General features: G+C 72.2%; 17 protein-coding genes. 8 read left to right on the top strand and 9 right to left on the bottom strand.

All coding sequences use genetic code 11. From position 1 onward, the window contains the following. Positions 1-54 precede the first annotated feature (54 nt). The 3 genes from ACIO3R_RS21205 to ACIO3R_RS21195 are packed head-to-tail and all read left to right on the top strand — an operon-like array spanning position 55 to position 4324. Positions 55-1317 carry a glycosyltransferase gene (locus tag ACIO3R_RS21205; protein ID WP_385035403.1) on the top strand — a complete coding sequence of 421 codons (1263 nt, stop codon included), beginning with the start codon at positions 55-57 and terminating at the stop codon, positions 1315-1317. Further along, on the top strand, positions 1314-3083 hold the full coding sequence (locus ACIO3R_RS21200) for a lipopolysaccharide biosynthesis protein (protein ID WP_385035405.1): 1770 nt from the start codon (positions 1314-1316) through the stop codon (positions 3081-3083). Before ACIO3R_RS21205 ends, ACIO3R_RS21200 begins: the two co-directional genes overlap by 4 nt. Next, positions 3080-4324, top strand: a complete 1245-nt coding sequence (locus tag ACIO3R_RS21195; protein WP_402107673.1) for a hypothetical protein — start codon at positions 3080-3082, stop codon at positions 4322-4324. Before ACIO3R_RS21200 ends, ACIO3R_RS21195 begins: the two co-directional genes overlap by 4 nt. Here the strand turns inward: ACIO3R_RS21195 and ACIO3R_RS21190 are convergent. Next, complete coding sequence (locus tag ACIO3R_RS21190) at positions 4293-5807, bottom strand: hypothetical protein (protein ID WP_402107670.1); 1515 nt, start codon at positions 5805-5807, stop codon at positions 4293-4295. The two genes, ACIO3R_RS21195 and ACIO3R_RS21190, sit on opposite strands and share 32 nt — an antisense overlap. Before the next feature lie 104 nt (positions 5808-5911). Between ACIO3R_RS21190 and ACIO3R_RS21185 the strand changes: the two genes are divergently transcribed. Beyond that, the gene (locus ACIO3R_RS21185) at positions 5912-7072 is read left to right on the top strand and encodes a glycosyltransferase (protein ID WP_385035411.1); all 1161 of its coding nucleotides are present in this window, start codon (positions 5912-5914) and stop codon (positions 7070-7072) included. A 1-nt stretch (position 7073) separates the two neighbouring features. Here ACIO3R_RS21185 and ACIO3R_RS21180 read toward each other — a convergent pair whose 3' ends face one another. The 5 genes from ACIO3R_RS21180 to gmd are packed head-to-tail and all read right to left on the bottom strand — an operon-like array spanning position 7074 to position 14647. Beyond that, positions 7074-7901, bottom strand: coding sequence for a glycosyltransferase family 2 protein (locus ACIO3R_RS21180; protein ID WP_385035413.1), 828 nt, complete (start codon positions 7899-7901; stop codon positions 7074-7076). Continuing rightward, positions 7898-8596, bottom strand: coding sequence for a hypothetical protein (locus ACIO3R_RS21175; RefSeq protein ID WP_402107666.1), 699 nt, complete (start codon positions 8594-8596; stop codon positions 7898-7900). Before ACIO3R_RS21175 ends, ACIO3R_RS21180 begins: the two co-directional genes overlap by 4 nt. Next, entirely contained in the window at positions 8593-10848 is a 2256-nt protein-coding gene (locus ACIO3R_RS21170; RefSeq protein ID WP_402107827.1) for a LamG-like jellyroll fold domain-containing protein, read from the bottom strand. The genes ACIO3R_RS21175 and ACIO3R_RS21170 overlap by 4 nt, the downstream gene beginning before the upstream one ends. Next, positions 10848-13637, bottom strand: a complete 2790-nt coding sequence (locus tag ACIO3R_RS21165; RefSeq protein ID WP_402107663.1) for a LamG-like jellyroll fold domain-containing protein — start codon at positions 13635-13637, stop codon at positions 10848-10850. Before ACIO3R_RS21165 ends, ACIO3R_RS21170 begins: the two co-directional genes overlap by 1 nt. Then, entirely contained in the window at positions 13634-14647 is a 1014-nt protein-coding gene (gene gmd, locus ACIO3R_RS21160) for a GDP-mannose 4,6-dehydratase (protein WP_385346194.1), read from the bottom strand. The genes ACIO3R_RS21165 and gmd overlap by 4 nt, the downstream gene beginning before the upstream one ends. A 112-nt stretch (positions 14648-14759) precedes the next feature. Between gmd and ACIO3R_RS21155 the strand changes: the two genes are divergently transcribed. Continuing rightward, the gene (locus ACIO3R_RS21155) at positions 14760-15743 is read left to right on the top strand and encodes a GDP-L-fucose synthase family protein (RefSeq protein WP_402107659.1); all 984 of its coding nucleotides are present in this window, start codon (positions 14760-14762) and stop codon (positions 15741-15743) included. Positions 15744-15842: 99 nt separating this feature from the next. Here the strand turns inward: ACIO3R_RS21155 and ACIO3R_RS21150 are convergent, their stop codons facing one another. Next, positions 15843-17345 (bottom strand): exopolysaccharide biosynthesis polyprenyl glycosylphosphotransferase, encoded by a 1503-nt coding sequence (locus ACIO3R_RS21150; protein WP_385032016.1) that lies wholly within the window; start codon positions 17343-17345, stop codon positions 15843-15845. Between the two features lie 419 nt (positions 17346-17764). On the opposite strand from ACIO3R_RS21150, the gene ACIO3R_RS21145 reads away from it, so the two are divergent. Next, positions 17765-19024: an FAD-binding protein gene (locus ACIO3R_RS21145; protein ID WP_402107657.1), complete on the top strand. Its 1260-nt coding sequence runs from the start codon at positions 17765-17767 to the stop codon at positions 19022-19024. Between the two features lie 13 nt (positions 19025-19037). Here ACIO3R_RS21145 and ACIO3R_RS21140 read toward each other — a convergent pair whose 3' ends face one another. Together ACIO3R_RS21140 and ACIO3R_RS21135 are read right to left on the bottom strand one after the other, a co-directional pair. Further along, positions 19038-20036, bottom strand: coding sequence for an MASE1 domain-containing protein (locus ACIO3R_RS21140; RefSeq protein ID WP_385032023.1), 999 nt, complete (start codon positions 20034-20036; stop codon positions 19038-19040). A 69-nt stretch (positions 20037-20105) separates the two neighbouring features. Further along, a complete protein-coding gene (locus ACIO3R_RS21135) occupies positions 20106-20939 on the bottom strand; it encodes a PP2C family protein-serine/threonine phosphatase (protein WP_385032026.1) in 834 nt (277 codons plus the stop codon). Positions 20940-21205: 266 nt separating this feature from the next. Here ACIO3R_RS21135 and ACIO3R_RS21130 point away from each other — a divergent pair, with 266 nt between their 5' ends. After that, positions 21206-21505, top strand: a complete 300-nt coding sequence (locus ACIO3R_RS21130) for a DUF1876 domain-containing protein (RefSeq protein ID WP_385032029.1) — start codon at positions 21206-21208, stop codon at positions 21503-21505. Positions 21506-21608: 103 nt separating this feature from the next. Next, complete coding sequence (locus ACIO3R_RS21125; RefSeq protein WP_402107652.1) at positions 21609-22244, top strand: DUF6629 family protein; 636 nt, start codon at positions 21609-21611, stop codon at positions 22242-22244. Positions 22245-22341 lie beyond the last annotated feature (97 nt).

The following is a 22341-nucleotide window of genomic DNA, read 5'->3' as shown; positions in this document are numbered from 1 at the left end:
GGGGCCGTTCCTTGGGGGGAACACCGGTGGCTCCGGGGGGAAGGCGACCGTCCGATGCCGGACACGGATCAGCACGAACTGTTCGAGCACCGCCGCCTGCTGGTGGTCTCGACGAACTACGCACCGGAGCTGACCGGGATCGGACCGTACGCCGCGCAACTCGCGGAGCACTGGGCCGGGTCCGGCGCCGAGACCCATGTGCTGACCGGTATGCCGCACTATCCGTCCTGGCGGACCGAGCCGGAGTACCGGGGAGTGTGGCGGGCCGAGGAGGAGCGCTCGGGGGTGACCGTCCACCGGCGAAGACACTACGTGCCGCCCCGTCAGAGCGCTCTGAAGAGAGCCGCGTTCGAGGCGTCGGTTCTCGCACACGGGCTGGTCGCACCGCCCGCGGTGCGGCCGGACGCGGTGATCTCCCAGATGCCGAGCCTCGCGGGCGGCGTCCTGGGCGCCCGGCTGGCCCGCCGCCACCGAGTCCCGTACATACCCGTCGTACAAGACCTGATGGGTGCCGCCGCCGCGCAGAGCGGCATCCGCGGCGGCGGCAGGGCGGCGGCGGTGGCGTCCCGGGCCGAGCGGTACGCGCTGCGCGCCGCCTCGCTCGTCGGCGTCATCCACGAGAGCTTCGTTCCCCGGGTCACCGCCTACGGAGTCGACCCCGGACGCATCCGGCTGGTCCCCAACTGGAGCCACGTACCGGCCCCTTCGGGCGACCGGGCCGCGACCAGGGCGCGCCTGGGCTGGCGCGAGGGAACCCCGGTGGTGCTGCACTCCGGCAACATGGGACTCAAACAAGGCCTTGAGGTCCTCGTCGACGCGGCCCGGATCGCCCCCGGGATACGTATCGTGCTGATGGGCGACGGCAACCAGCGCGAAGCGCTGCTGGCCCGCGCGGCAGGGCTGCCCAACCTCGACTTCCTGCCGGCGGCGGGGGCGGACGAGTTCACCGATGTCCTGGCCGCCGCCGACGTCCTCGCCGTGACCCAGCGCGCGTCCGTCCTCGACATGAGCGTGCCCTCCAAGCTGACCTCGTACTTCGTCTCGGGCCGCCCCGTCGTCGCCTCCGTGGCCGACGAGGGGGGCACCGCCCAGGAGGTGCAGCGCTCCGGCGCCGGGCTCCTCGTCGCCCCCGAGGACCCGGCCGCGGTGCTCGCGGCCGTCCGCAAGCTCGTCGAGCAGCCCGCCGCCGCCGACGAGCTCGGCGCCAACGGACCCCGTTACGTGGCACGTCACCTCGGCCGGGAAGCCGGTCTCGCCCGCTTCGACGCACTGCTCACCGAGGTCCTTCAGGACGCCCAAGGGAGACCACACCGATGACCCAGCAGATCCGCGCCCTGGAGGACCAGGACGAACCCGCGCTGCTGAGGGACCAGTTCCGCCAGCTCCTGCGCTACCGCGCGCTGCTCGCGTGCGGTGTGGCCGTCGGACTGCTCGGCGGCGGCTGGCTCGCCCTGAGCGGCGAGGACACCTACACCTCCGTCGGTGAGGTGTCGGTGCGCTCCGCCACCTCCGACCCGTTCGCCGCCGGCGCGTCGGCCGACAAGGGCATCAACATCGGCTCCGAACGCCAGACCGCGGTCAGCGACGCCGTGGGCACCGTGGCCGTCGGCTCGCTGGTCAAGCACGGCGACGACGTGGAGGTCGGAAAGCTGCTGACCGGCCTCCAGGTCACCAACCCGCCCAACACCCTGGTGCTCCGGTTCTCCTACACCGCCCGCGACCCCGAACAGGCCAGAGCGCGGGCCCAGGCACTCGCCGAGGCCTACCTGGAGATCCGCCGGGAGCGCACCGAGAACAGCATCGACAACATGGTCGACGGCTACCGCGCCCAGCTGAAGCCGCTCACCGAACAGCGCGACCGGCTGGCCGAGCAGGAGACCGGCACCGCCGGCAGCGACGTCACCAGCGCCCGCGCCAACCTGATCGTCGCCATCTCCGGACTCAGCCAGAAGGTCTCCGAGCTGCGCGCCCTCGACACCACACCCGGCTACCTGAACAAGAAGCCGGTCGCCCCGGAGCGGCCCACCGGCGCGGGACTGCCCCTGCTCCTCGGACTCGGCGGCGTCGTCGGGCTCGCGCTCGGCCTGCTGCTCTCCTGGGTACGGCTCGTCTTCGACCCGGCCGTCCGCTCCACCAGGGAACTCGTCCGCTCACTCGGGGCCCCGCTGCTCGGCACCCTGCCCAGGGAACGCGCCTCCGCAGGCCAACTGCTCGCCATCGGACGCGGCGGCAGCCGGCTGGCCGAGGAGTACCGGGCGGTGGCCTTCCGCCTCGCGTACGACCCCTCGTTCGCCGAGCGACGGCGGTTCCTGGTCACGGCCCCGCGCGGGGACAACGACATGGCCGCCGCCGCCGCGGTCAACCTGGCAGCCGCCTTCGCCGAGATGGGACGTGACGTCCTGCTGGTCGAAGCCGATCTGCGCACCCCGTCACTGGCCAGGGACCTCGGCCCCGCGGTCCAGGGCGGCCGGCCCCGCTGGGCCGCGGAGCGCGACGCGCGGGGCTGGCCGTCCGACAGCCGCACCAACGTGGACGTGCCCGGATCGGGGGCCTTCACCCTGATCGCGGGCCGCCGGACGGACAACGTGCCCCGCGCCCTGACCTCCGCGCCCGTCGGCCGGATCGTCGCAGAGGGCGGCCGGCCCGGAGCCGTCGTCATCGTGCTGACCCCGCCCGTCCTCTCGTACGCCGACGCCGTCGCGCTCATCGACCGCGTCGAGGGCGTCGTGGTGGTCTGCGACCCGCGCGAGGTGCACCGCAGCGACCTGGAGCGGATCCGCGAGATCATCGGCGCCGCGGGCGGGTCCGTGCTCGGGACCCTGCTGCACCCCGGCCGGGGGCGGCTGGAGCGCAAGGCGCGCCGGAAGGCGGCCAAACGCCGCGCCCGCAGCGGGCAGACCCCCGGACCGGGGCGCGACGGACAAGACGGCCGCGGACACCCGGACGGACCCGCCCGGACCGACGGCGGCCGCGCGGGCGACCCCACAGAGACGCTGGGCCTGCGCACCCTGGAGGGCGGCACCCGGCCCGGCAACGGCCACAACGGCGGCAGCGACCACAGCAGCGCCGCGGGACGCAGATGAGGGCACGCACCGCGATCGCCTGCTCGGTCGCGGACCAGGGGATGGCGGCGCTCACCAACATCCTGGTCCTCGTGGTGGCGGCCCGGCTCTCCACCGTCGCCGACTTCGCCCGGTTCTCCGGCGTCTATCTGGTCTTCACCGTGCTGCTCGGCGTCTTCGGCGCCTACACCGGACAGCCGCTCGTGCTGCGCCGGGGCGCGAGCGAGGAGACCCGCGGCGCCTGCCGCTCCGCGGTCGGCTTCACCCTGTGCGTCTCCGCCGTCCTCGGCGGCCTGCTCGCAGCGGTCTGCGCGGCGCTTCCGGGGGACACGGCACGGGCCCTGATGATGCTGGGACTCGTGCTGCCCGTCGTCCTCGGACAGGACACGGCCCGCTACGCCTTCGCCACGCTCCAGGCACAGCACCTGGCCCTGGCCGCGGACACACTCCGGCTGGTCTGCGTGCTCGGCGCCCTGACCGTGCAGCCGCACGGCACCTCGGCCGCCCGGCTCGTCACCGTCTGGGGCCTCTCCGCACTGCCCGCGCTCCTGCTGTCCGTCACCGTGCTGCACCGCCGGACGGCCGGTGCGCCCGCCCGGCTGAAGCCGCTGCTGCGACGCGGACACCTGGGCCGGCGGTTCGTCGTCGAGTTCGGGGTGGGCAACGCCACCAGCCAGCTCTCCGTCCTCGGCCTGGGCATCGTCGGCAACCCCCTCGTGGTCGGCGCGCTGCGCGGCGCCACCACTCTCTTCGGCCCGCTGAACGTCCTGTTCACCTCCGCCACCGGCTTCGGCCCGCCGCTGCTCGGACGGCTCGCGACCGACCGGCTCAGGGTGCGGGCCACCGCGGCCCTGGCCGCCGTACTGGCGGCGGTCGCCGCGGGCTGGGCCACCGTCCTCGCCCTGCTGCCCGGCTCTGTGGGCCGCCACCTGCTCGGCGACACCTGGCCCACGGCGGCGGCGCTGCTCCCCGCGACCGGCAGCCAGTACGCGGCGATGGCCGTCGGCACCTGCGGGCTGCTGGCGCTGAGACTGCTCGACCCGCGCACCACGCTCTCCATCCAGGTGGTCTTCTCGCTCGCCGCGGTGGCCTTCCTGACCGGGGGATACGTGCTCGGCGGGGTACCGGGCGCCGCCTGGGGCCTCTGCCTGGGCTCCGTCTGCAAGGCGATCGCCACCTGGACCCGGGTGGCGCGGCTGACCCGTCGCGGCGCCGCGGGACAGGCCCCGGTCAGTGCGACCGCTGTCCGTTCCGGTCCCTGAAACTCGTCACCAGCGCCAGACACAGCGCCGCGATGGCCAGCTTCCCGGCCGCCTGCAACAGCGGGCCGCGCAGCAGGATGAAGGTGTACCCGGCGATCAGCGGAGCCACGATGGCCAGGACGCTGCCGGACCCCGGACCGTCCCGGGAGACCGCCCGCGCGTACCGGCGGTCGGTGCGCGCGGCCGCGTACCCGATCACGGCGAAGCCGCCGATCATGCCGGGGGCGCCGAAGTCGACCCACAGCTCGGTCCACAGCGGCGCCGAGAGGTTGGTCATGTTCATCCCCATCCACTGCCCGACCCGCACCCCGGTGTCCTCCGGCTTCCCGCTCCACGCCGCCCGTGGCACGAAGAAGAAGGCGGATCCCGCCAGTTGACGGCCGTAGGTGTGGCCCCGGGTCTCGACCCAGGAGATGGTGTTGGCGAACATGACCGTCTGGTCGTAGTCCTTGGTGGCCAGCGGCTCGAAGACCGAGGACGACTGCACCGGCCGGTAACCGTTGTCGTCGTAGCGGAACCGGTCGGCGTACGGGAACAGCACCAGGGCCCCGATCACGCCCATGGCCAGCACCGAGCGGTACATCGCCGCACTGGCCGGGAACGCGGTGAACAGCAGCGAGACCAGCACCGTCAGGAACCAGTAACGGGCATTGGAGACCGGGTTGTTCACGACGAGGTTCACGGCCAGCAGCGCGAACCAGACCAGCACGGTGGACGGCGAGCGCCGGGCCCCGCGCGAGGTGACCAGCCGCCGGGTGTAGAAGAGCAGCGCGAGCAGGGCCGGAACCGTACCGAACCCCTTGAGGAACGCCGACCCCACATTCGACCCGCCGGACACCACCCCGCTCTCCGCGACCGAGGCGCTGATCTCCTGCCTGCTGGAGAAGAAGACCGCGGGCCCGCCGAGCTTCAGCACGTAGTAGCCGCTCGCCGCGAACGCCACCAGCACCAGCAGCCGCAGCCGGACCGGGTGCGCGGTGGCCGGACCACCGCTCCCGCGCGCCGTGGTACGCCTGCGCAGCGGACGCCGGGACGCCAGCAGCGCCCCCAGGTCGAACGCGGCGCATCCCACCAGGACGAGCGCGATCGCCGTCACCAGGTCGGAGCGCGGCCCGACCATCGGCGTCGGGGTCTGCCCGATGACGGCCTGGGCGAACGGGGCCACCCCCATCGCGATGTACACGAACATCCAGAAGACGCCCTGCAGCAGCCGCCGCCGGGTGGACAGGACCATGGTCGCCAGCCGCGCGCCCGAATAGCACGTCAGCACCAGCTGCAGCCAGTACGCGGTGTCCCTGACCCCGCTGCCGGGCTGCGCGGCGATCAGCGCCGGCAGGAAGCAGACCAGGCCGAGGATGAGCGGCACGGCCATCGCCCGCGACAGCATCGCCCAGGACATGGGCTTGGCGGGCGGCTCGACCGGACGCCGCGGCCCGTTCTCCCGGCCGGGAGCGGACCGCGTCACCCCGTGCACGGACGTCATCTGTTCCCCGTTCCGTGAGCCTGTGAACACTCTAACGAATCAACCCACTTGGGGAGATCTGATGACTAGTCTGAGACCAGCTGCCGAGGTCGAGGGGAACCCTGGTGAAGATCCTGCACGTCGTCACACTGCACACTCCCGACCACGCCTTCGGCGGTCCGACCCGGGTGGCCCTGAACCTCTCCAAGGTCCAGCGCGCCGAGGGGGACGACGCCCGGATCATGGCCCTGGGCGACGGCTTCGACGGCCCGCTGCCGTCCCGGGTGGAAGGGGTGCCCGCCCACCTCTACCAGGCCCGCCACCTGCTGCCGAGGTTCGAGGTCAGCGGCATCACCTCCGGGCCGCTGCTGCTGGCCGCCCGCCGGATGATGCGCGGCGCCGACATCGTCCACGTACACCTGATGCGCGATCTGGTGACGCTGCCCGCCGGACTGCTGGCGCTGGCCTCCGGCACCCCGCTGGTCGTCCAGACGCACGGCATGGTGGACCCGACCGAGAAGCGGGTGGCGCAGCTGACCGATCTGCTGGGCGTACGCAGGGTCCTGCGCGGCGCGGACGCGGTGCTGCACCTCACCGAGACCGAGCGGATCGATGTGAACGCCGTCGCGGCCCCGGTACCGCTCACCCGGACGGTGCGCCTGGTCAACGGTGTACGGCCGCAGGAGCGCAAGCCCGGCCGGGACCCCGCGCGGCCGCCGACGGTGCTCTTCCTCGCCCGGATACAGGAGCGCAAGCGCCCCGAGGACTTCGTCGCCGCGATGCCCGCGGTCCTGGCCGAGCACCCGGACGCCAGGTTCGTGCTGGCGGGCCCCGATACCGGGGCGCTGGCCGGCACGCTCCGGCTGGCCCGTGAGCTGGGCGTACTGGACTCGCTCGACCACGTCGGGCCCCTCGGCCACGAAGAGGTGCTGGCGGCCGGGCGGCAGGCCGATGTGTACGTCCTGCCCTCCATCGAGGAACCCCTCGGCGTCTCGGTCCTCGAAGCGATGTCCGTCGGCACCCCCGTGGTCATCACCCGCACCTGCGGCCTCGGGCCCGACGTGGCGCGGGCCGGTGCGGGCCGGGTGATCGACAGCCGGGTCGGCGAGGACGCGGCCAACGCGGGGAAGGTCGCGCGGGCGGTCCTGGAACTGCTGGAGCCCAGGGCCAACGCCGAGGCGGGGCAGGCCGCCTGGGAGCTGGTCGGTGAGCACTTCACCATCGACGTCGTGACCCGGACGCTCCGGCGGACCTACGAGAACGTGGTCCGCCGGAAGCGCCGGTGACTCAAGGAGCGGGCACCGCACGCGACTTCAGGGCGATCTGCCACCGGTAGAAGCTCATCGCCAGGGCGAAGTCGAGCCCCGCCCGCCCGTCCAGGAAGCCCCGCCGGTACACGTACATGTACGCGAAGGACACCAGCGGCTTGAACGGCGCCTTGTGGAACAGCTGCCCCTGGCGGGACTTGACCCGGCGCACCTGCTCCTTGACCTCGGGATGGTGCTCCAGCCACGCCTCCCAGTCCGAGTAGCGGTTGTGCCGCTCGAACCAGGCGGTCACCGGGTCGAGATCCTGGTGCTCGATCGGATGGCGCAGGGAACCGGCACTCTCCGCGACCGGCTGGTAATGGCCCTCGACCTCACCGATGCCGGGCGCGTCGAGATCCCCCACCTCCGGGTACCGGCTGCGAGTGCGGTCGGTCAGCGACCGCTTGCGGATGGTGTAACCGTGCCGCAGCCGCTTCCCGGAGAACCAGTACCCCAGCGGAATGTCGTACGCGGCGGGCCTCGGCGCGTCCGGCTCCGCGAAGACCTGCCGCAGCTCGGCCAGCAGGCCGGGGCTCAGCCGCTCGTCCCCGTCGAGCAGCAGGATCCAGTCCAGGTCCGTGCGGACGTGGTCCAGGCACCACTGCTTCTTCCGGGGATGCCCGCCGTCCCAGGTGTACATGACGACCTCGGCCCCGCACTCCGCGGCGATCTTCGCCGTGTCGTCCGTACTGTGCGAGTCGACCACCACGACCGCCTCGAAGTGGCCGAGGACCGACTTCACCGCCTCCGCGATGTTGAGCCCCTCGTTCTTCGTGGGGATCGCCACGGCTATCGGCAGCTTGTTCATCCGTTGTCTCCTTCGGGCAGCCAGGCGTAGCAGCCTGTGGAGGTGAAGGCGCGGGCCGCCTCCGGGATCGTGATGCGGGTCCGCTTCCCGTCGTCCGTGGATCCCGAGGCCAGCCTCTTGCCGTTCGCCCCGGTGATCTCCCAGCCGCAGTTCTTCGTGGGCGCGACATCGCGGTAGCGGCCCGGCCGGAGCCGCGCGCCCTCGTACGTGCCGTCGGGGTACGCCCGCGAGGCCTGCTCCACGAGCCCCTTGTGCTGGGTGCACAGATGGGTGACGGCGGGCTCCGCGTCGGCGATCTCGCCCGTGGCCACGGCGCCGACGGCGGTGTCCCGGTCGACCTTGACCAGGTACGTCAGCCGGTCACAGGTCGCCTGACCGGTCTGGAGGACCGCCGCCGGGTCCATGCCCTTGGGAACCCGGTCGACCAGGTACTTCTTCTGTTTCTTGGTGAACGTGCCTGTGGCCGGGGTGAGTTGGTCGGTAGGGGTTTTCGGTGGCTCACTGGAGTGCGAGGCCTGCGGGCCTTCGGAAGCGGAGCCGTCCGGATCCGCGGGCGCGCCGGCCACCGGTCCCGCCGAGGTGGCGGGACCGGTGGCCGACGCCTTCCCGGCGCCGTTGTCGGACGACGAGCCGCAGGCGGCCAGCGCCGCCGTCGTGATGACGACGACGGCGCCGGCCAGGAACGGAGATCTCATCCACCCGTCCTCAGGGCGTAGTGGGCACTGACCTGGGCAGCGGTCAGCGCGGTCGGGTACACGGCGGTCTCGTCGATCTGTCCGGCGAAGAAGTCGCTCGTCGGACGGTTCGGCCAGGTCGCCAGGTTGTCCCCGCCCACCCGCCAGTAGCCGGTGTAGCTCTCGTTCGTGGTGTACAGCGGGTTCGAGGCGCGGAGCTGTCCGTCCACGTACAGGGCCATGCCGCCGGAACCCTGGGTGGCGACGACATGGTGCCAGGCGCCGTCGTTGTAGGCCGCGGACGTGCTGACGGTCCGGCCGCCGCCGTTGTGGGTGCCGAAGGTGAGGCGCCCGTTGTTGAGCATGTACACATGCTTGTCGTACTTGCCGCTGGTTTCCATGGTGTTGGTGCCGAAGCCGATGATCTTCCCGCCCCGGGTCGTCGTCGTCTTGATCCACGTCTCCACGGAGAATCTCGTGGTCTGGGTGTGGCTCCGGTTGCTGTAGGCGTACTGATTGGTCCCGTTGAACCCGATGGCGGTCGAGGGCCCGGACACGGCCGCCGGGGTCTGCCGGTAGGAGGGTGTGTTGCGCAGGAAGCCGTTGTCCAGACCCGCGCTCGTGTCGGCGGCGAACGTGGAGGTGCCCTCGTCGTAGCGCCAGTACAGGCTCGCTCCGTCGGACAGCACCCTGACCGGGTAGCTCTCGGCCTTCGCCGCCACGGTCGCACTCACGGCAGGAGACTTGGCGCTGGTGTTGGTTCCGTCGCTCGCGGTGATCCGGTACGTGTGCGTCTCGCCCGGTGCCACGTTCGTGTCGGTCCACCGCAGTTGCGGGCGGTCCCAGAACACCGAGTAGCCCGTCGTCGTGTACACGGGTGTGCTCGCGCCGTCCTTGTAGATCCGGTAGGTGAGCTCACCGTCGTCCGTGTCGAAGCTCGTCTGCCAGTTCACGTCCACCTTGTTCGGGGCGACCGTGGAGACGCTGACGTTGGGTACCCAGGGCGCCCCGGTGTCCGGGCCGTCGGCGAAGCGGGTCAGGGCCTGCTGCGGTTTGCTGTTGACGGTGGTGAACTCGCCGCCCACCCAGAGGTAGTGATGCCCGCCCTTGTCGGTCTGCGCCATCACGCGCGGACCGACCGGCTCCCCGATCCCGTCATTGGTGTCCGGGAACCACGGCAGCAGCTTGGGGTCGTCCACGGACTGCGCCAGCAGATGCTTGCGCGGCTGGTCCGGGAACTCACCCATGGAGGCGCAGTCATGGGCGTGACTGCCGCTGTAGAGCACCCCCTTGTGCACCAGGATGGCCTGCGTGGCACCGAGGCAGGTGTCCCGCCACACCTGCTGGAAGGTGCCCAGGTCCAGTGCGATCCGGCCGTCGAAGACACCGCCCCCGGTGCCCTCGTTGGCGGTGTAGAACTTGGTGGCGTCCGAGGTGAGGTCCTGCACCGTCGAGGTGTTCGGGATGAAGCCCGGGTAGCTCTTGTCCAGGGCGCCCGTCGTCGCGTTCACCACCGCGAGCGCGTGTGACGCGGTGCCGTTGACGGTGAAGAAGTCGCCGCCGATCACCACGTGCCGCCCGTCGGGAGTGACCTCGACGGCCCGGCCGACCTCGTCCGTGTTGGCGGTCCAGGGCTTCAGCTCCGCACCCGTGGTGAGCGCGGCGAACTTGTTCCGGGTCTGCCCCGCGACACTGTTGAAGTCACCGCCGAGATAGACCGTGTCGTCGGTGACCGCGATGGCCCGGACGGTGGCGGAGACGGCGACCTTGAAGTCCGTGCGCGGGGTGCAGGTCGCCGTGTCGATGGCCGCGATATTGCTCACGCCGACACCGCTCACCGATCCGAACTGGCCCCCCGCGTAGAGGGTTTTGCCGTCGGGGGAGAGGGCGAGTGACCGCACGGTCGCGGTTCCCGAGGAGAGCGTGAACGACAGACTGCAGCCGGTCGGCGCACCGGTCGAGGCGTCGAGGGCGGCGAAGTTCACCGCCGGCTGTTCGGACGTCCCGGCGGATGCGCCCGGTGGCCGAACGGTGGAGAACGTGCCGCCCGCGTAGACGACCCCGTCGTCCGACGCGGCCATCGACCAGACAATGCCGTTGGTCTGCCAGGTGGAGAGGTCGTCGGCGGTGAGCGAGACCGGCGCGGTGAGCGCCGTGGCCGGGGAGCCCCCGGCAGCGGCGGCGCTCAGGGCCCCGGCGAGCAGGCAGAGCGCGGCGGCCGCGGCCCGTACCCGGCCGCGCCCACGGGATCTGCGCCCCGTACTTTCGTTCATCATTCAGCTCCGAAGGTGAGAACGAGCTGCGGCCGGTGGGCCGCGGTTGCGACCTCGCCCGACCAGATGCGGAGCGAGTCCGCTCCGCCGCTGGTGAGGGCGAGTGAGTAGGCGGAGCCGAGGGCTCCGCCCAGCGCCGGCGCGTCCAGCTCCACCGAGTAGTCGGTGGAGACGTCGGTCGCGCCGGAGATGGTCCCCAGCACCGTCGGGGAAAGCGACGGCCGGGAGTTGTAGGTGACCGACGACTCGGTCCACGCGCCGGTGACCGGCACGAGGGTGTGGCTGTCGGCCGACCCCGCCGTGGGGTCCGACGAGGTACGGAAGGCGAAACGGGCGCTCTTGAGCTCCAGCCCGGCCGGGGCGGCGGGCAGCGCGTACCTGAGGTAGCTCAGATACGCCGTGGTGCCCCGCGAGGCGAGCTGGCTGTCGTTGTACGTGGTGTTCGCGGCGACGCCGTTGACGTACGCGTCCTCCGTCGGCGTCAGCGTGACCGTGGTGTCCCCGGGGCCCTGCGGGGTGTCCGCCAGATCGTGGTGCGCGGACACCTGCGCCGCGGTCAGCGCCGACGGATAGATCGCCGTCTCGTCGACCTGCCCCGCGAAATAGGTGCTGGTGGGGCGGTTTGGCCAGCCGTTGGTCATGGCGTCCCCGCCGACCCGCCAGTACCCGTTGTACGAGCGGTTGCCGGCCGTGGTGTTGGAGCCGGCGGACACGCCGTCCACGTACAGCCGCATACCGGACGGTCCCTGGGTGGCCACCGCGTGGTGCCACACGTTGTCGTTGTACGAGGCGGCCGAGGTGATGGTCGGGCGGCTGCTGGTGCTGCCGACCTGGACGCCGAAGGCGAGGCGCCCGTTGTCGGTGAGGTAGAGGAGCTTGTCGGAGATCCCGCTGGTGTGGCCCTGTGTGCTGCCGATGTTGTTGCCGAAGCCGACGATCCGGCCGCCCCGGTTCGTTCCCGTACGGAACCAGGTCTCGATGGAGTACGGGGTCGGTGACGTGTAGTGGTGCAGCCGGTCGCTGTGGACGTACTCGTCGGTGCCGTTGAGGGCGAGCGCCGCGGAACCGGCCACGGCCGCCGGCGTCGCACGGTACCCGGGGGCGTTCACGTACACGCCGCCGTCGTCGTTGTCCGAGGCGTCGGCGGCGAACGCGCCGCCCGCCTCGTCGTAGCGCCAGTACAGATCCGCCCCGTCGGCGAGCACCCGCCGCGCGTACGGACTCGACGAAGCGGCCGCGGTGACCGAGGCGTTGGCGGACAGCGCGCTGGTGTTGGTGCCGTCGCTCGCCGTGACCCGGTACGAGTAGCTCCGGCCCGCCACGACATCGGTGTCGGTGAAGGTGAGCTGGGGCCTGCTGAAGAAGAGTGAGGAACCGGTCGTCGTACGGACGGGCGTCGAGCCGCCGTCGCGGTACACCCGGTAGGTCAGAAGGCTGTCGTCCAGGTCCAGGCTCGCACGCCAGCTGACCCGCACCTCACCGGCCCGCGGCGCCGAGAGGCTCACCACGGGTACGGAGGGCGCCCCGGTGTCCGGCGCGGTGGCGAACCGGGTCAGCGCCTGTTGCGCCACCCCGTTCACCGTGGTGAACTCGCCGCCCACCCAGAGGAAGTCGCGGCCGCCCCGCGACGAGACGGTCAGGGCGCGCGGCCCCACCGGTTCACCGATGCCGTCATTGGTGTCCGGGAGCCAGCCCAGCATGGCGGGATCGTCGACCGACTGGGCGGTGAGGTGCTTGCGGACCTGGTCGGGGAACCCGCCCATGGTCGAGCAGTCGTGGACATGGCTGCCCGCGTAGAGCACCCCCCGGTAGACCCGCAGGGCCTGTGTGGCGCCCTGGCAGGTGTCCCGCCAGCGCTGGTCGAAGGTGTCGAGCCCCATGGCCAGGCGGCCGTCGAAGGAGGCACCGCCGGCCCCCTCGCCGCCCGCGTACCAGCCGTTCGACGCGGGGTCGGTGATGATGTCCTTGATCACGGCGGACGACGGGATGAAGTTGCCGGTGTAGGCGCGGGTCAGCGCGCCGGAAGCGGCGCTGGTCACCGCGAGGGCGTGCGAGCTCGCGCCGCCCACCGTGAAGAAGTCGCCGCCGATCAGCACGTTCCGCCCGTCCGGGGTGACCTTCAGGGTCCTGCCCGGATCGTCGGCGTCCGGGTTCCACGCGGTCACCGCACCGGCGGCCGTGACCGCGCCGAAGAAGCGGCGGGTCTGGCTGTTGAGGCTCTGGAAGTCGCCTCCGGCGTAGACGGTCCCGTCCCCCGCCACGTCCAGCGCCCGCACGGTCGCCCCGAAGTTCGGCGCGAAGCCCGGACGCAGCGTGCAGTCGGCGGTGTTGACGGCCACCAGCCCGTTGGCGCCCGTCCCGTTGACCCTGTTGAAGTAACCGCCCACGTACAGCGTGGACTTGTCGGGCGAGACGGCGAGCGCCCGCACGGTCGCCGTGCCGCTGCTCCGGGTGAAGGAGAGCGAGCAGCCGACGGGTGCGCCGGTGGCGGCGTCGAACGCGGCGAAGTTGACCGCCGGGGTGGTGCCGCTGCCCGCCGGGGAGCCGGCCGGGCGCACGTCGGTGAACGTGCCGCCCGCGTAGACGACGCCGTTCGCCTCGGCGAGCGACCAGACGATGCCGTTCGTCTGGTAGGTGGCGAGGTCGTCGGCGGTGAAGCCGACGGGCGGGGTCAGTGCGGCGGCCGGGGGAGCGGTGGCCGCGGAGGCGGTGAGCGCCCCGGCCGTGAGCGCGAGGACGGCGCCCAGCACCCCGCCGCGCGCCCGTCCGCGGCCCCCTGGGCGGCTCACCGGTCCACCCGCACCGCGGCCCCGGTGAGCTGGTCGGCCAGCTGCCTGACATCCGCGTCGACCATGATCCGGGCCAGCTCCCGCGACTTCACGGCCGGTTTCCAGCCGAGGAGTTCCGCCGCCTTGGACGCGTCCCCGATCAGCGCGTCGACCTCGCTGGGGCGCTCGTACTTCGCGTCGTGGCGGACGTGCTCGCGCCAGTCCAGACCGGCGTGCTCGAAGGCGTACTCCAGGAACTGCCGGACGCTGACCCCCTCACCGGTGGCCACCACGTAGTCGTCCGGGGTGTCGCACTGGAGCATCCGCCACATCGCGTCGACGTACTCGGGGGCGTAACCCCAGTCACGTACCGCGTCCAGGTTCCCCAGATGCAGATGTGTCTGGAGCCCCGCCTTGATCCGGGCCACCCCGCGCGTGATCTTCCGGGTCACGAACGTCTCGCCGCGGCGCGGGGACTCGTGGTTGAACAGGATTCCGTTGACCGCGAACATCCCATACGCCTCACGGTAGTTGACCGTGGACCAGTACGAGTAGACCTTCGCGACGCTGTACGGGCTGCGCGGATGGAACGGGGTGTGCTCGTTCTGCGGCGGCGGGCTGGCGCCGAACATCTCCGAGGAGGACGCCTGGTAGAGACGGGTGTCGATACCGCTGGCGCGCACGGCCTCCAGGAGGCGGATCGTGCCGAGCCCGGTGATGTCGCCCGTGTAGAGCGGGGCGTCGAAGGAGACCCGGACGTGCGACTGCGCGCCGAGGTTGTAGACCTCGTCGGGCCGGATGTCGCGCAGCAGGTTCACCAGGGCGACACCGTCGGCGAGATCGGCGTGATGCAGGACGAAGGAGCGGTCCTCCTCCTCCGGGCCCTGGTAGATGTGGTCGATCCGCTCGGTGTTGAAGCTCGACGAACGGCGGATGAGTCCATGGACCGTGTACCCCTTCTGCAGGAGCAGCTCGGACAGGTACGAACCGTCCTGTCCGGTCACGCCGGTGATGAGCGCGGTCTTCGCCACGTCTCCCCCTTCTGTGGTCGCCCGAGAGGCTGTTGGTCGCCGAAATTTCAGAGTTTGAGCGATCTGCGGTAAAACGTCACCGCGTCATGGAGCTGCTGGCACAATCCGAGCCATGACGACTGATCTCCCCGGCCCTCCCCAGGAATCCGTCCCCTCTCTGCTACGACCCGGCGCCCGTGTGTTCGTCGCCGGCCACCGCGGTCTGGTGGGCTCGGCGGTGGTGCGCCGTCTCACCGCCGAAGGCCATGAGACGATCACTCGCGGCCGCGACCGTCTGGACCTCTGCGACGCCGAGCGGACCGCGGCCTTTCTGCGGGACACACGGCCGGACGCCGTGGTGCTGGCCGCCGCCAAGGTCGGCGGGATCATGGCCAACAGCACGTACCCGGTGCAGTTCCTGGAGGAGAACCTGCGGATCCAGCTGAGCGTGATCGCCGGGGCGCACGCGGCGGGCGTCGAACGGCTGCTCTTTCTCGGCTCGTCCTGCATCTACCCCAAGCGGGCCCCGCAGCCCATCCCCGAGAGCGCCCTGCTGACCGGCCCGCTGGAGCCGACCAACGAGGCCTACGCGCTCGCGAAGATCGCCGGGATCGTGCAGACCCAGTCCTACCGCCGGCAGTACGGCGCCGCGTACATCAGCGCCATGCCCACCAATCTCTACGGACCGGGTGACAACTTCGACCTGGAGACCTCGCACGTCCTGCCCGCGCTGATCCGCCGCTTCCACGAGGCGCAGCGGAGCGGGGCGCCGGCCGTCACGCTCTGGGGCTCCGGAAGCCCCCGGCGGGAGTTCCTGCACGTCGACGATCTGGCCGCCGCCTGCGTACTGCTGCTGGAGCGCTACGACGGCGACGCACCCGTCAACGTCGGCTCCGGAAATGACCTGACGATCCGTGAACTGGCTTCCACCGTAGCTGATGTGACGTTCTATCAGGGAATCGTCGAATGGGACACCACCAAGCCGGACGGCACCCCGCGCAAGCTGCTGGACGTGTCCCGGCTGGCCTCTCTCGGCTTCGCGCCGAGGATCGGACTGCGTGAGGGAATCGCCGGCACCTACGCGTGGTGGCTCCAGCGGCACGGCGCCCAGGTCTGACCGGCGGCCGGGGGCGGCCTCCCCGGCCGGGTGGACGGACGCCGTCGCGCCGCCGTCCACCCGGCCCCCTCCCGCTCCTCGCATCCGCTCCCGCCGCTCTCAGTACGCCCCGCGGCCGTCGGTGACGGCGCGCAGTGTTCGGGCCATGAGTCCCATGTCCGTGGCCACCGACCAGTTGTCCACGTACCAGAGGTCGAGCGACACGGTCTCCTGCCAGGACAGGTCGGAGCGCCCGCTGACCTGCCACAGGCCGGTCAGCCCCGGTTTGACCGCGAGCCGTCTCAGCTCGCGGTCGTCGTAACGGGACACCTCGTCCGGCAGTGGCGGACGCGGTCCGACCAGGGACATGTCACCCCGGAGGACATTGAAGAGCTGGGGCAGCTCGTCCAGGGACGAGCGCCGCAGCAGCCGGCCGACGCGGGTGACCCGGGGGTCGCTGCGCATCTTGAACATCGGCCCGTCGATCTCGTTGGACGGGGCGAGCCGTGCCCGGTGCTGTTCGGCGTCCGCGATCATCGTGCGGAACTTCCACATGGTGAACGGCCGGCTGTGCTGCCCGTGGCGGATCTGCCGGTGGAAGACGGGTCCGCAGGAAGTGAGCCGGACCGTCGCCGCGACCAGCAGCAGCAGGGGGGCCAGCGCGAGCAGGCCCAGGGCCGCGCCCGTCCGGTCCACCGCGGCCTTGAGCGCGGGCTGCGGTCCCCGCCGCAGCGGCGGCACGATGTGCAGCAGGGTCAGCCCGGCCGCCGACGTCGGACGCACCCGGCCCGGCGCGATCTCCGAGAGGTGCGACAGCACGGACAGTTCGAGCCCGCCGTCGTGAAGCCCCCAGGACAGCCGCCGTAACCGCTCCTCGGTGAGCTCCGGGCCAGGCACCACCAGCGCCAGGTCGGCCTCGTGCGCGAAGGCCGAGCCCAGCACCGTCGAGGCGTCGTCGTCGGCGGGTGCGGGCGCGAGCCGCCCCGGGACCGGGGTGTCGCAGCTCAGCGCCGCCGTTCCCACGGGCACGGCGGCCACCACGAGGTACCCGTGGTCCGAGCGGGAACCGAGCAGCCGCACCGCCCGGTCCACCCCCGCGGCCTCACCGACCACCAGCACCCGGCGGACCGTCCGCCGCTTCCCCCATCTCGGCAGCTGACGGACTCCGGACACGGCCGTGGTCGCCAGCAGGCCCGGGATCAGGGCCACGACCGCCGCCGCCGGATCGACGGACCCGTCGGCCACGGTCCACAGCACCGCCAGTACGCCGATGAGCAGTAACCAGTCCCCGGACGCGGTCAGCGCCCCGGCCGGGCGGCCCGTGGCCCGGAGCGAGTACCGGCCGCGCGCCGCCCGCACGGCGGACCACACCAGGGCGGCCGCGGCCGCGCAGGCCAGGGCCCCGGGCTCGCCGTCGGTGCGCAGGACGAACCAGCCGGGAAGCCCCAGCCCGACCAGGTCGAAGCAGATGACGACCGGCAGGTACCGGCCGGGTCCGTTCCTCGGTCCGGGCCGGGTGGAGCGGTGGCGCTGTACGGTCGGGCCCGGTGGCAGCCGGTCGAACTCCTGGCTGCGCGGCCGGTGCGAAGCGGTCCGTGGGCGAGGCGCTCCCGCCAGTCCCACGGGTCCTGATCTATCGGATTCGGGTAGCTCGACATGCCCCATGAACCCCCCAGTCACAGTTGCATCTCCATAAACGGGGCGCATCCGCCGATCCTGTGGGACTGACGGATGCGCCCTCGCCCGGTGCACGATATCCACACACGTGCCATTTCGCTGGAGTTCCAGTGAAGTTCAGACATGCGGTGTGAGCCGGAACTCGTCCCGTTCCGTACTGGATCACAGGTTCTGTGTGCGGGTGTTGGTATTTGGGCGGCAGTGGAATCGGGCGGTGTGCGGATATGTACCTCGGCTCTGCCAACTACCCTACGTGGTCGGGTGGTTGGTCTGTGCCACCTGTGCGCCGGACGGCTCCGCGAGGCTGTCTGGGAGAATGCGTTGCCGGGAGACCGCCCCCGGCCACGAGTGAAAGAGGACGCACGGTGACTCCCGCGGAGAAGAACTGGGCCGGCAATGTCACGTTCGGGGCCAGGCGACTGTGCGTACCCCGCTCGGAGGCCGAGCTGCGGGAGACGGTGGCCGCCTCCACCGCGGTGCGCGCCCTGGGCACCCGGCACTCCTTCAACGCCGTCGCCGACACCGCGGGGGACCTCGTCTCGGTGGCCGGCCTGCCGCGCGTGGTCGAGATCGACCCGGCGGCGGGTGCGGTGACGGTGAGCGCGGGGCTGCGCTTCGGAGAGTTCGCCGGCGAGCTGAACGAGAGCGGGTTCGCCCTGCACAACCTGGGTTCGCTCCCGCACATCTCGGTGGCCGGCGCCTGCGCGACCGGAACCCACGGTTCGGGTGTCCGGAACCGGTCGCTCGCGGGAGCCGTCCGGGCACTGGACATGGTCACGGCGGACGGCGGGACCCTCTCGCTGCGGCGCGGCGACGCGGACTTCCCCGGAGCGGTGGTCTCCATGGGCGCGCTGGGTGTGGTGACCCGGCTGACGCTCGACGTGGTCCCCGCCTTCGACGTCCAGCAGTGGGTCTACGAGGATCTCCCCGAGTCCCGGCTGACCGGCGATTTCGACGAGGTGATGTCGGCCGCGTACAGCGTCAGCGTCTTCACCGACTGGCGCCCCGGGCCGGTCGGCCAGGTCTGGCTCAAGCAGCGGGTGGGGAGCGAGGGCGTCCGGCAGGCGCCCGGCGTGTGGCTGGGCGCACGGCTCGCCGACGGTCCGCGCCATCCGATCGCCGGTGTGCCGGCCGGCAACTGCACCCGGCAGCAGGGCGCGGCCGGAGCCTGGCACCGGAGGCTGCCGCACTTCCGGCTGGAGTTCACCCCCAGCAACGGGGACGAGCTGCAGTCGGAGTACTTCGTGGCACGGGAGGACGCCGCGGCTGCCTACGAGGCGGTGGGCAGGATCCGGGAGCGGATCACCCCGCTGCTGCAGATCTCCGAGATCCGTACCGTCGCCGGGGACGGGCTGTGGCTGAGCCCGGCCTCCGGCAGGGACTCGGTGGCCTTCCACTTCACCTGGATACCCGACACCGCGGCGGTGGCGCCGGTCCTCCGGGAGATCGAGGAGGCGCTGGCGCCGTTCGGCGCGCGGCCGCACTGGGGCAAGGTGTTCTCCACCGCCCCCGACGTCCTGCGCACGCTGTATCCGGGGTACGCGGACTTCGAGAAGCTGATGGCCCGGTACGACCCGGCCGGCACCTTCCGCAACGGCTTCCTGGACCGGCACTTCCCGGGGTGACCCCGGGCCGGCGTCAGCGGCTCTCGCGCTCGTCCCTCGCCCGGGACGGCCAGGCGGCCGCCGACCTGCCCGGCGCGAGGTGGTCCACCACATCGGCCAGCTCCTCGCAGGCGCGCTCGATCCGGCGGCGGACGTTCTGCTGTTCCGCGACGACGGCGGCCAGCAGCAGCGAGGTCAGCGCCACGGCCCCGTTGAGGACCGTGAGGTTGATCATCACCTCGACCATGCCGTGGCCGGAGAACGGACCCACCTGCTCCGTCCCCGCGACCACCGCCAGGACCGACACCAGCAGGGCGCACGGCGCGCTGCCCGCCAGCTGGAACCGCAGCGCCGCCCAGATGAGGATCGGGAACACCAGATAGAGCATCGACAGCGGGCCCCGGGTGGCCAGCAGCGAACCCGCCACCGCGACGATCAGCAGCGCACTCGCCTCGATCCACCGGTCGCTCACCCGGGGCATCCGCAGCTTGCGCAGCACGACGAGCACCAGCGGAGTGACCACGAGTACTCCCATGGCGTCCCCGGCCCACCACGCCACCCAGACCGTCCAGAAGCCGCTCGCGGGCAGTTTGCCGTCGACCGCCAGCATGGCGCTGCCCACGGTCGCGCTGACGGCCATCCCGGCCAGCGCACCCAGGAAGACCAGCATGACTCCGTCGCGCAGCCGGTCCAGCTCCGTACGGAAGCCGACCATGCGCAGTATCAGGCAGGCACAGACGGGCGCGAGCGTGTTGCCCGCCACGAGGGCGGCCGTCGACGGCGTCACCTGGCCGCTGAGCGTGGCGATGACGAGCAGCGAGCCGATGGCGATCCCGGGCCAGATGCGCAGTCCCAGGATCAGCAGGCACCCCAGGGCGATCCCGGTCGGCGGCCAGAGCGGTGTGACCACCGCGCCGTGCACGGTCACCTGCCGCAGAAGTCCCAGGCCCCCGGCCGCGAAGTAGGCGGCGGCGACTGCCAGGACGCGCAGGAGTGCCACCGCCCTGCGCCGGTACTCCTCGCTGTGGATCACGGTTCACATCAGACACCGGCCCCGGCGGGAGGCGGCTGCGTGACACGCCCCGGCCCGGGGATCGCTCTGTCATCCAGGGGCGGCGGGAAACGCGTCGTGGCGCAGGACGAGCACCGCGGCGTCGTCCTCGTGCCCGGTGCGCTCGGCCGCTCCCAGGATCGCGTCGGCCAGTTCGTCCGCGTCGTCGCGGACCCGGGAGCGCACCAGGCGGACCACCGAGTCCAGCCCCTCGTCGATCGAGTAGGACGGCCCCTCGATCACTCCGTCGGTGAGCAGCACGAAGGCTCCGGCGGTCGTGAGGCGCCGGGTGGTGACCGGGTACTCCTCGTCGGCCTGGATCCCGAGCGGCAGACCGCCCTCGTCCTGCGTGGTGCCCGACCGCCCGTCCGCCGTGGCCCACACCGCGGCGACATGGCCCGCGCGGGCACTCTGGAGCACTCGGGTGAGCGGGTCGATCCGGACGAAGGTGCAGGTGGCGAGCAGACCGGAGTCCACGGACAGCAGCAGGTCATTGGTCCGCCGCACCACCTCGCCCGGATCGGACGCGGTGACGGCCAGGGCGCGCATCGCGATCCGGATCTGGCCCATGAAGGCCGCCGCCTCGACGTCGTGGCCCTGCACGTCCCCGATGGCGAACGCGAGTGAACCGTCCGGGAGCCGGAATCCGTCGTACCAGTCGCCCCCGATGTCCAGACCGCTGCGCGCGGGCGTGTAGCGGGCGGCGGTCTGCAGACCCGGCAGGGAGGGCAGGGACGAGGGGAGCATCTCCCGCTGCAGGGCCTCGGCCAGCTCCACCCGGGCCTGATGCAGCTCCACCTCGCGGCGTGCCCGGGAGGTGAGGTGCTGGAGCGTGGTCAGCAGTTCCTCGGCACTGGCCGAGCGGGGAGGACGACGCCGGTTCATGGGCCGCTCCGCAGTGCGTGTGGTGGTGAGCCGCACCACAGGGTCGGTGGCGGGACGATCCGGGAGGTCAGTGCTTCCGATCGGGCACGCCACGCGCCGGCTGCTCCGGACGCGGCTCGTCCCATCCTATTTCGGTGCGGTGATCCGCGCAGTCCGAGCCGTCCCGGGCGGCCGGGAACGAGCGGGGCGCCCCGCGCGGGTGGATGCTGGGGGTGAGCCCGTGTGGCGGCGTCGCATGGCGGCCGGCGCGGGCCGGGAGGTGCGCGATGAACCGGACGTTGGAGTGGACGGTCCACGTCGATCTGTCCGAGCAGGACGGCGCGACGAAGGCGGAGGCGGTGCTCGACACCGGCACGGCGAGACTCACCGGCCACGGGGTCGCCCGCTGCAGCCCACAGGACCCGGACGTTCCCACCATCGGTGACGAACTCGCGGCGAGCCGTGCGATGCGCGACGTGGCGGCCCAGCTGATGAGCGTGGCCGACCGGGAGCTCGGCGAGGCCGGGGCGGGGCCCGCCGGCGGGCCGCTGCCGCCGCCGTACGCCTGGTCGGACGCGACGGCCTGAGCCCGTCGCACGGCAGCCGCGTCAGGGCCCGTGCCCGCCGCGGGGGCCGTAGCGTGACCCGGGAGGAGACCGGTCCACGCGAACGAGAACCCCCGGGGGCGTCATGTGCTGGAGCGCGACGGCCGATCTGGCCGCAGGCACCGCCGTCGCGGCGATCGGCGCCGCCTGTGTCATCAGGACGCGCCGGGTCCGGGACCTGCCGCTCGCGGCGCTTCCACTGCTGCTGGGCGCCCATCAGATCATCGAGTCCGCGGTCTGGCGCGCGGACGGCGGCTCCGGCCCGGCGACCGTGGCCTGGGCCGTCATCGCCCTGCCGCTGCTGGCGCTGTGGGTGCCGGTGGGCGTCCTGTGCGCGGCGCCGCCGAGCGCCCGGCGCCGGCTTCTGGTGCCGCTGGCGTCCGGCGCCGCGACGTCAGCCGCTCTCGGGTACGCCCTGGCCGTCCGGCCCGTGACCGCGCACATCAGGGGGCACACCCTCGGCTATGCGCTCGACCTGCCGCATCCGGGGCTGCTCGTCGCGGGCTACCTCCTGGCCACCGTCGGATCGCTGCTGCTGTCCGGAGACCGGTGGCTGCGGTGTCTCGGGGGGCTGGCCGCGATCGGGGCCGCGGTCTGCGCCGCACTGTGGCGGCTGGAGTTCATCTCGACCTGGTGCGCGTTCGCCGCCGTGTGCTCGGTGGTCCTGCTCGGCTGGTCCGGGAGGCGCCCCGCGGAGGCGGTCGCACCGGCCGCGCCATGACGGGCGGGGGACACATCCGCGCCCCGCGCCCCCGTACCCGGCCGCACTGCGCCGCACCCGCGTCAACAACCCTCCGGGCCGGTGCACTTGGCGGATT

This window comes from Streptomyces sp. NPDC087428, assembly GCF_044744085.1.
GTDB lineage: Bacteria > Actinomycetota > Actinomycetes > Streptomycetales > Streptomycetaceae > Streptomyces.
Note: the sequence above shows the minus strand (reverse complement) of the source record. Positions and strands in the feature narration are given on the sequence as shown.

Excerpts from the sequence above, each read along its gene's own strand:
- ACIO3R_RS21155 (WP_402107659.1), top strand. The coding sequence starts at position 14,760 with ATGACGACTGATCTCCCCGGCCCTCCCCAGGAATCCGTCCCCTCTCTG.
- ACIO3R_RS21195 (WP_402107673.1), top strand. The coding sequence starts at position 3,080 with ATGAGGGCACGCACCGCGATCGCCTGCTCGGTCGCGGACCAGGGGATG.
- ACIO3R_RS21200 (WP_385035405.1), top strand. The coding sequence starts at position 1,314 with ATGACCCAGCAGATCCGCGCCCTGGAGGACCAGGACGAACCCGCGCTG.
- ACIO3R_RS21125 (WP_402107652.1), top strand. The coding sequence starts at position 21,609 with ATGTGCTGGAGCGCGACGGCCGATCTGGCCGCAGGCACCGCCGTCGCG.
- ACIO3R_RS21135 (WP_385032026.1), bottom strand. The coding sequence starts at position 20,939 with ATGAACCGGCGTCGTCCTCCCCGCTCGGCCAGTGCCGAGGAACTGCTG.
- ACIO3R_RS21180 (WP_385035413.1), bottom strand. The coding sequence starts at position 7,901 with ATGAACAAGCTGCCGATAGCCGTGGCGATCCCCACGAAGAACGAGGGG.
- ACIO3R_RS21190 (WP_402107670.1), bottom strand. The coding sequence starts at position 5,807 with ATGACGTCCGTGCACGGGGTGACGCGGTCCGCTCCCGGCCGGGAGAAC.
- ACIO3R_RS21170 (WP_402107827.1), bottom strand. The coding sequence starts at position 10,848 with ATGAACGAAAGTACGGGGCGCAGATCCCGTGGGCGCGGCCGGGTACGG.
- ACIO3R_RS21130 (WP_385032029.1), top strand. The coding sequence starts at position 21,206 with ATGAACCGGACGTTGGAGTGGACGGTCCACGTCGATCTGTCCGAGCAG.
- ACIO3R_RS21175 (WP_402107666.1), bottom strand. The coding sequence starts at position 8,596 with ATGAGATCTCCGTTCCTGGCCGGCGCCGTCGTCGTCATCACGACGGCG.
- ACIO3R_RS21205 (WP_385035403.1), top strand. The coding sequence starts at position 55 with ATGCCGGACACGGATCAGCACGAACTGTTCGAGCACCGCCGCCTGCTG.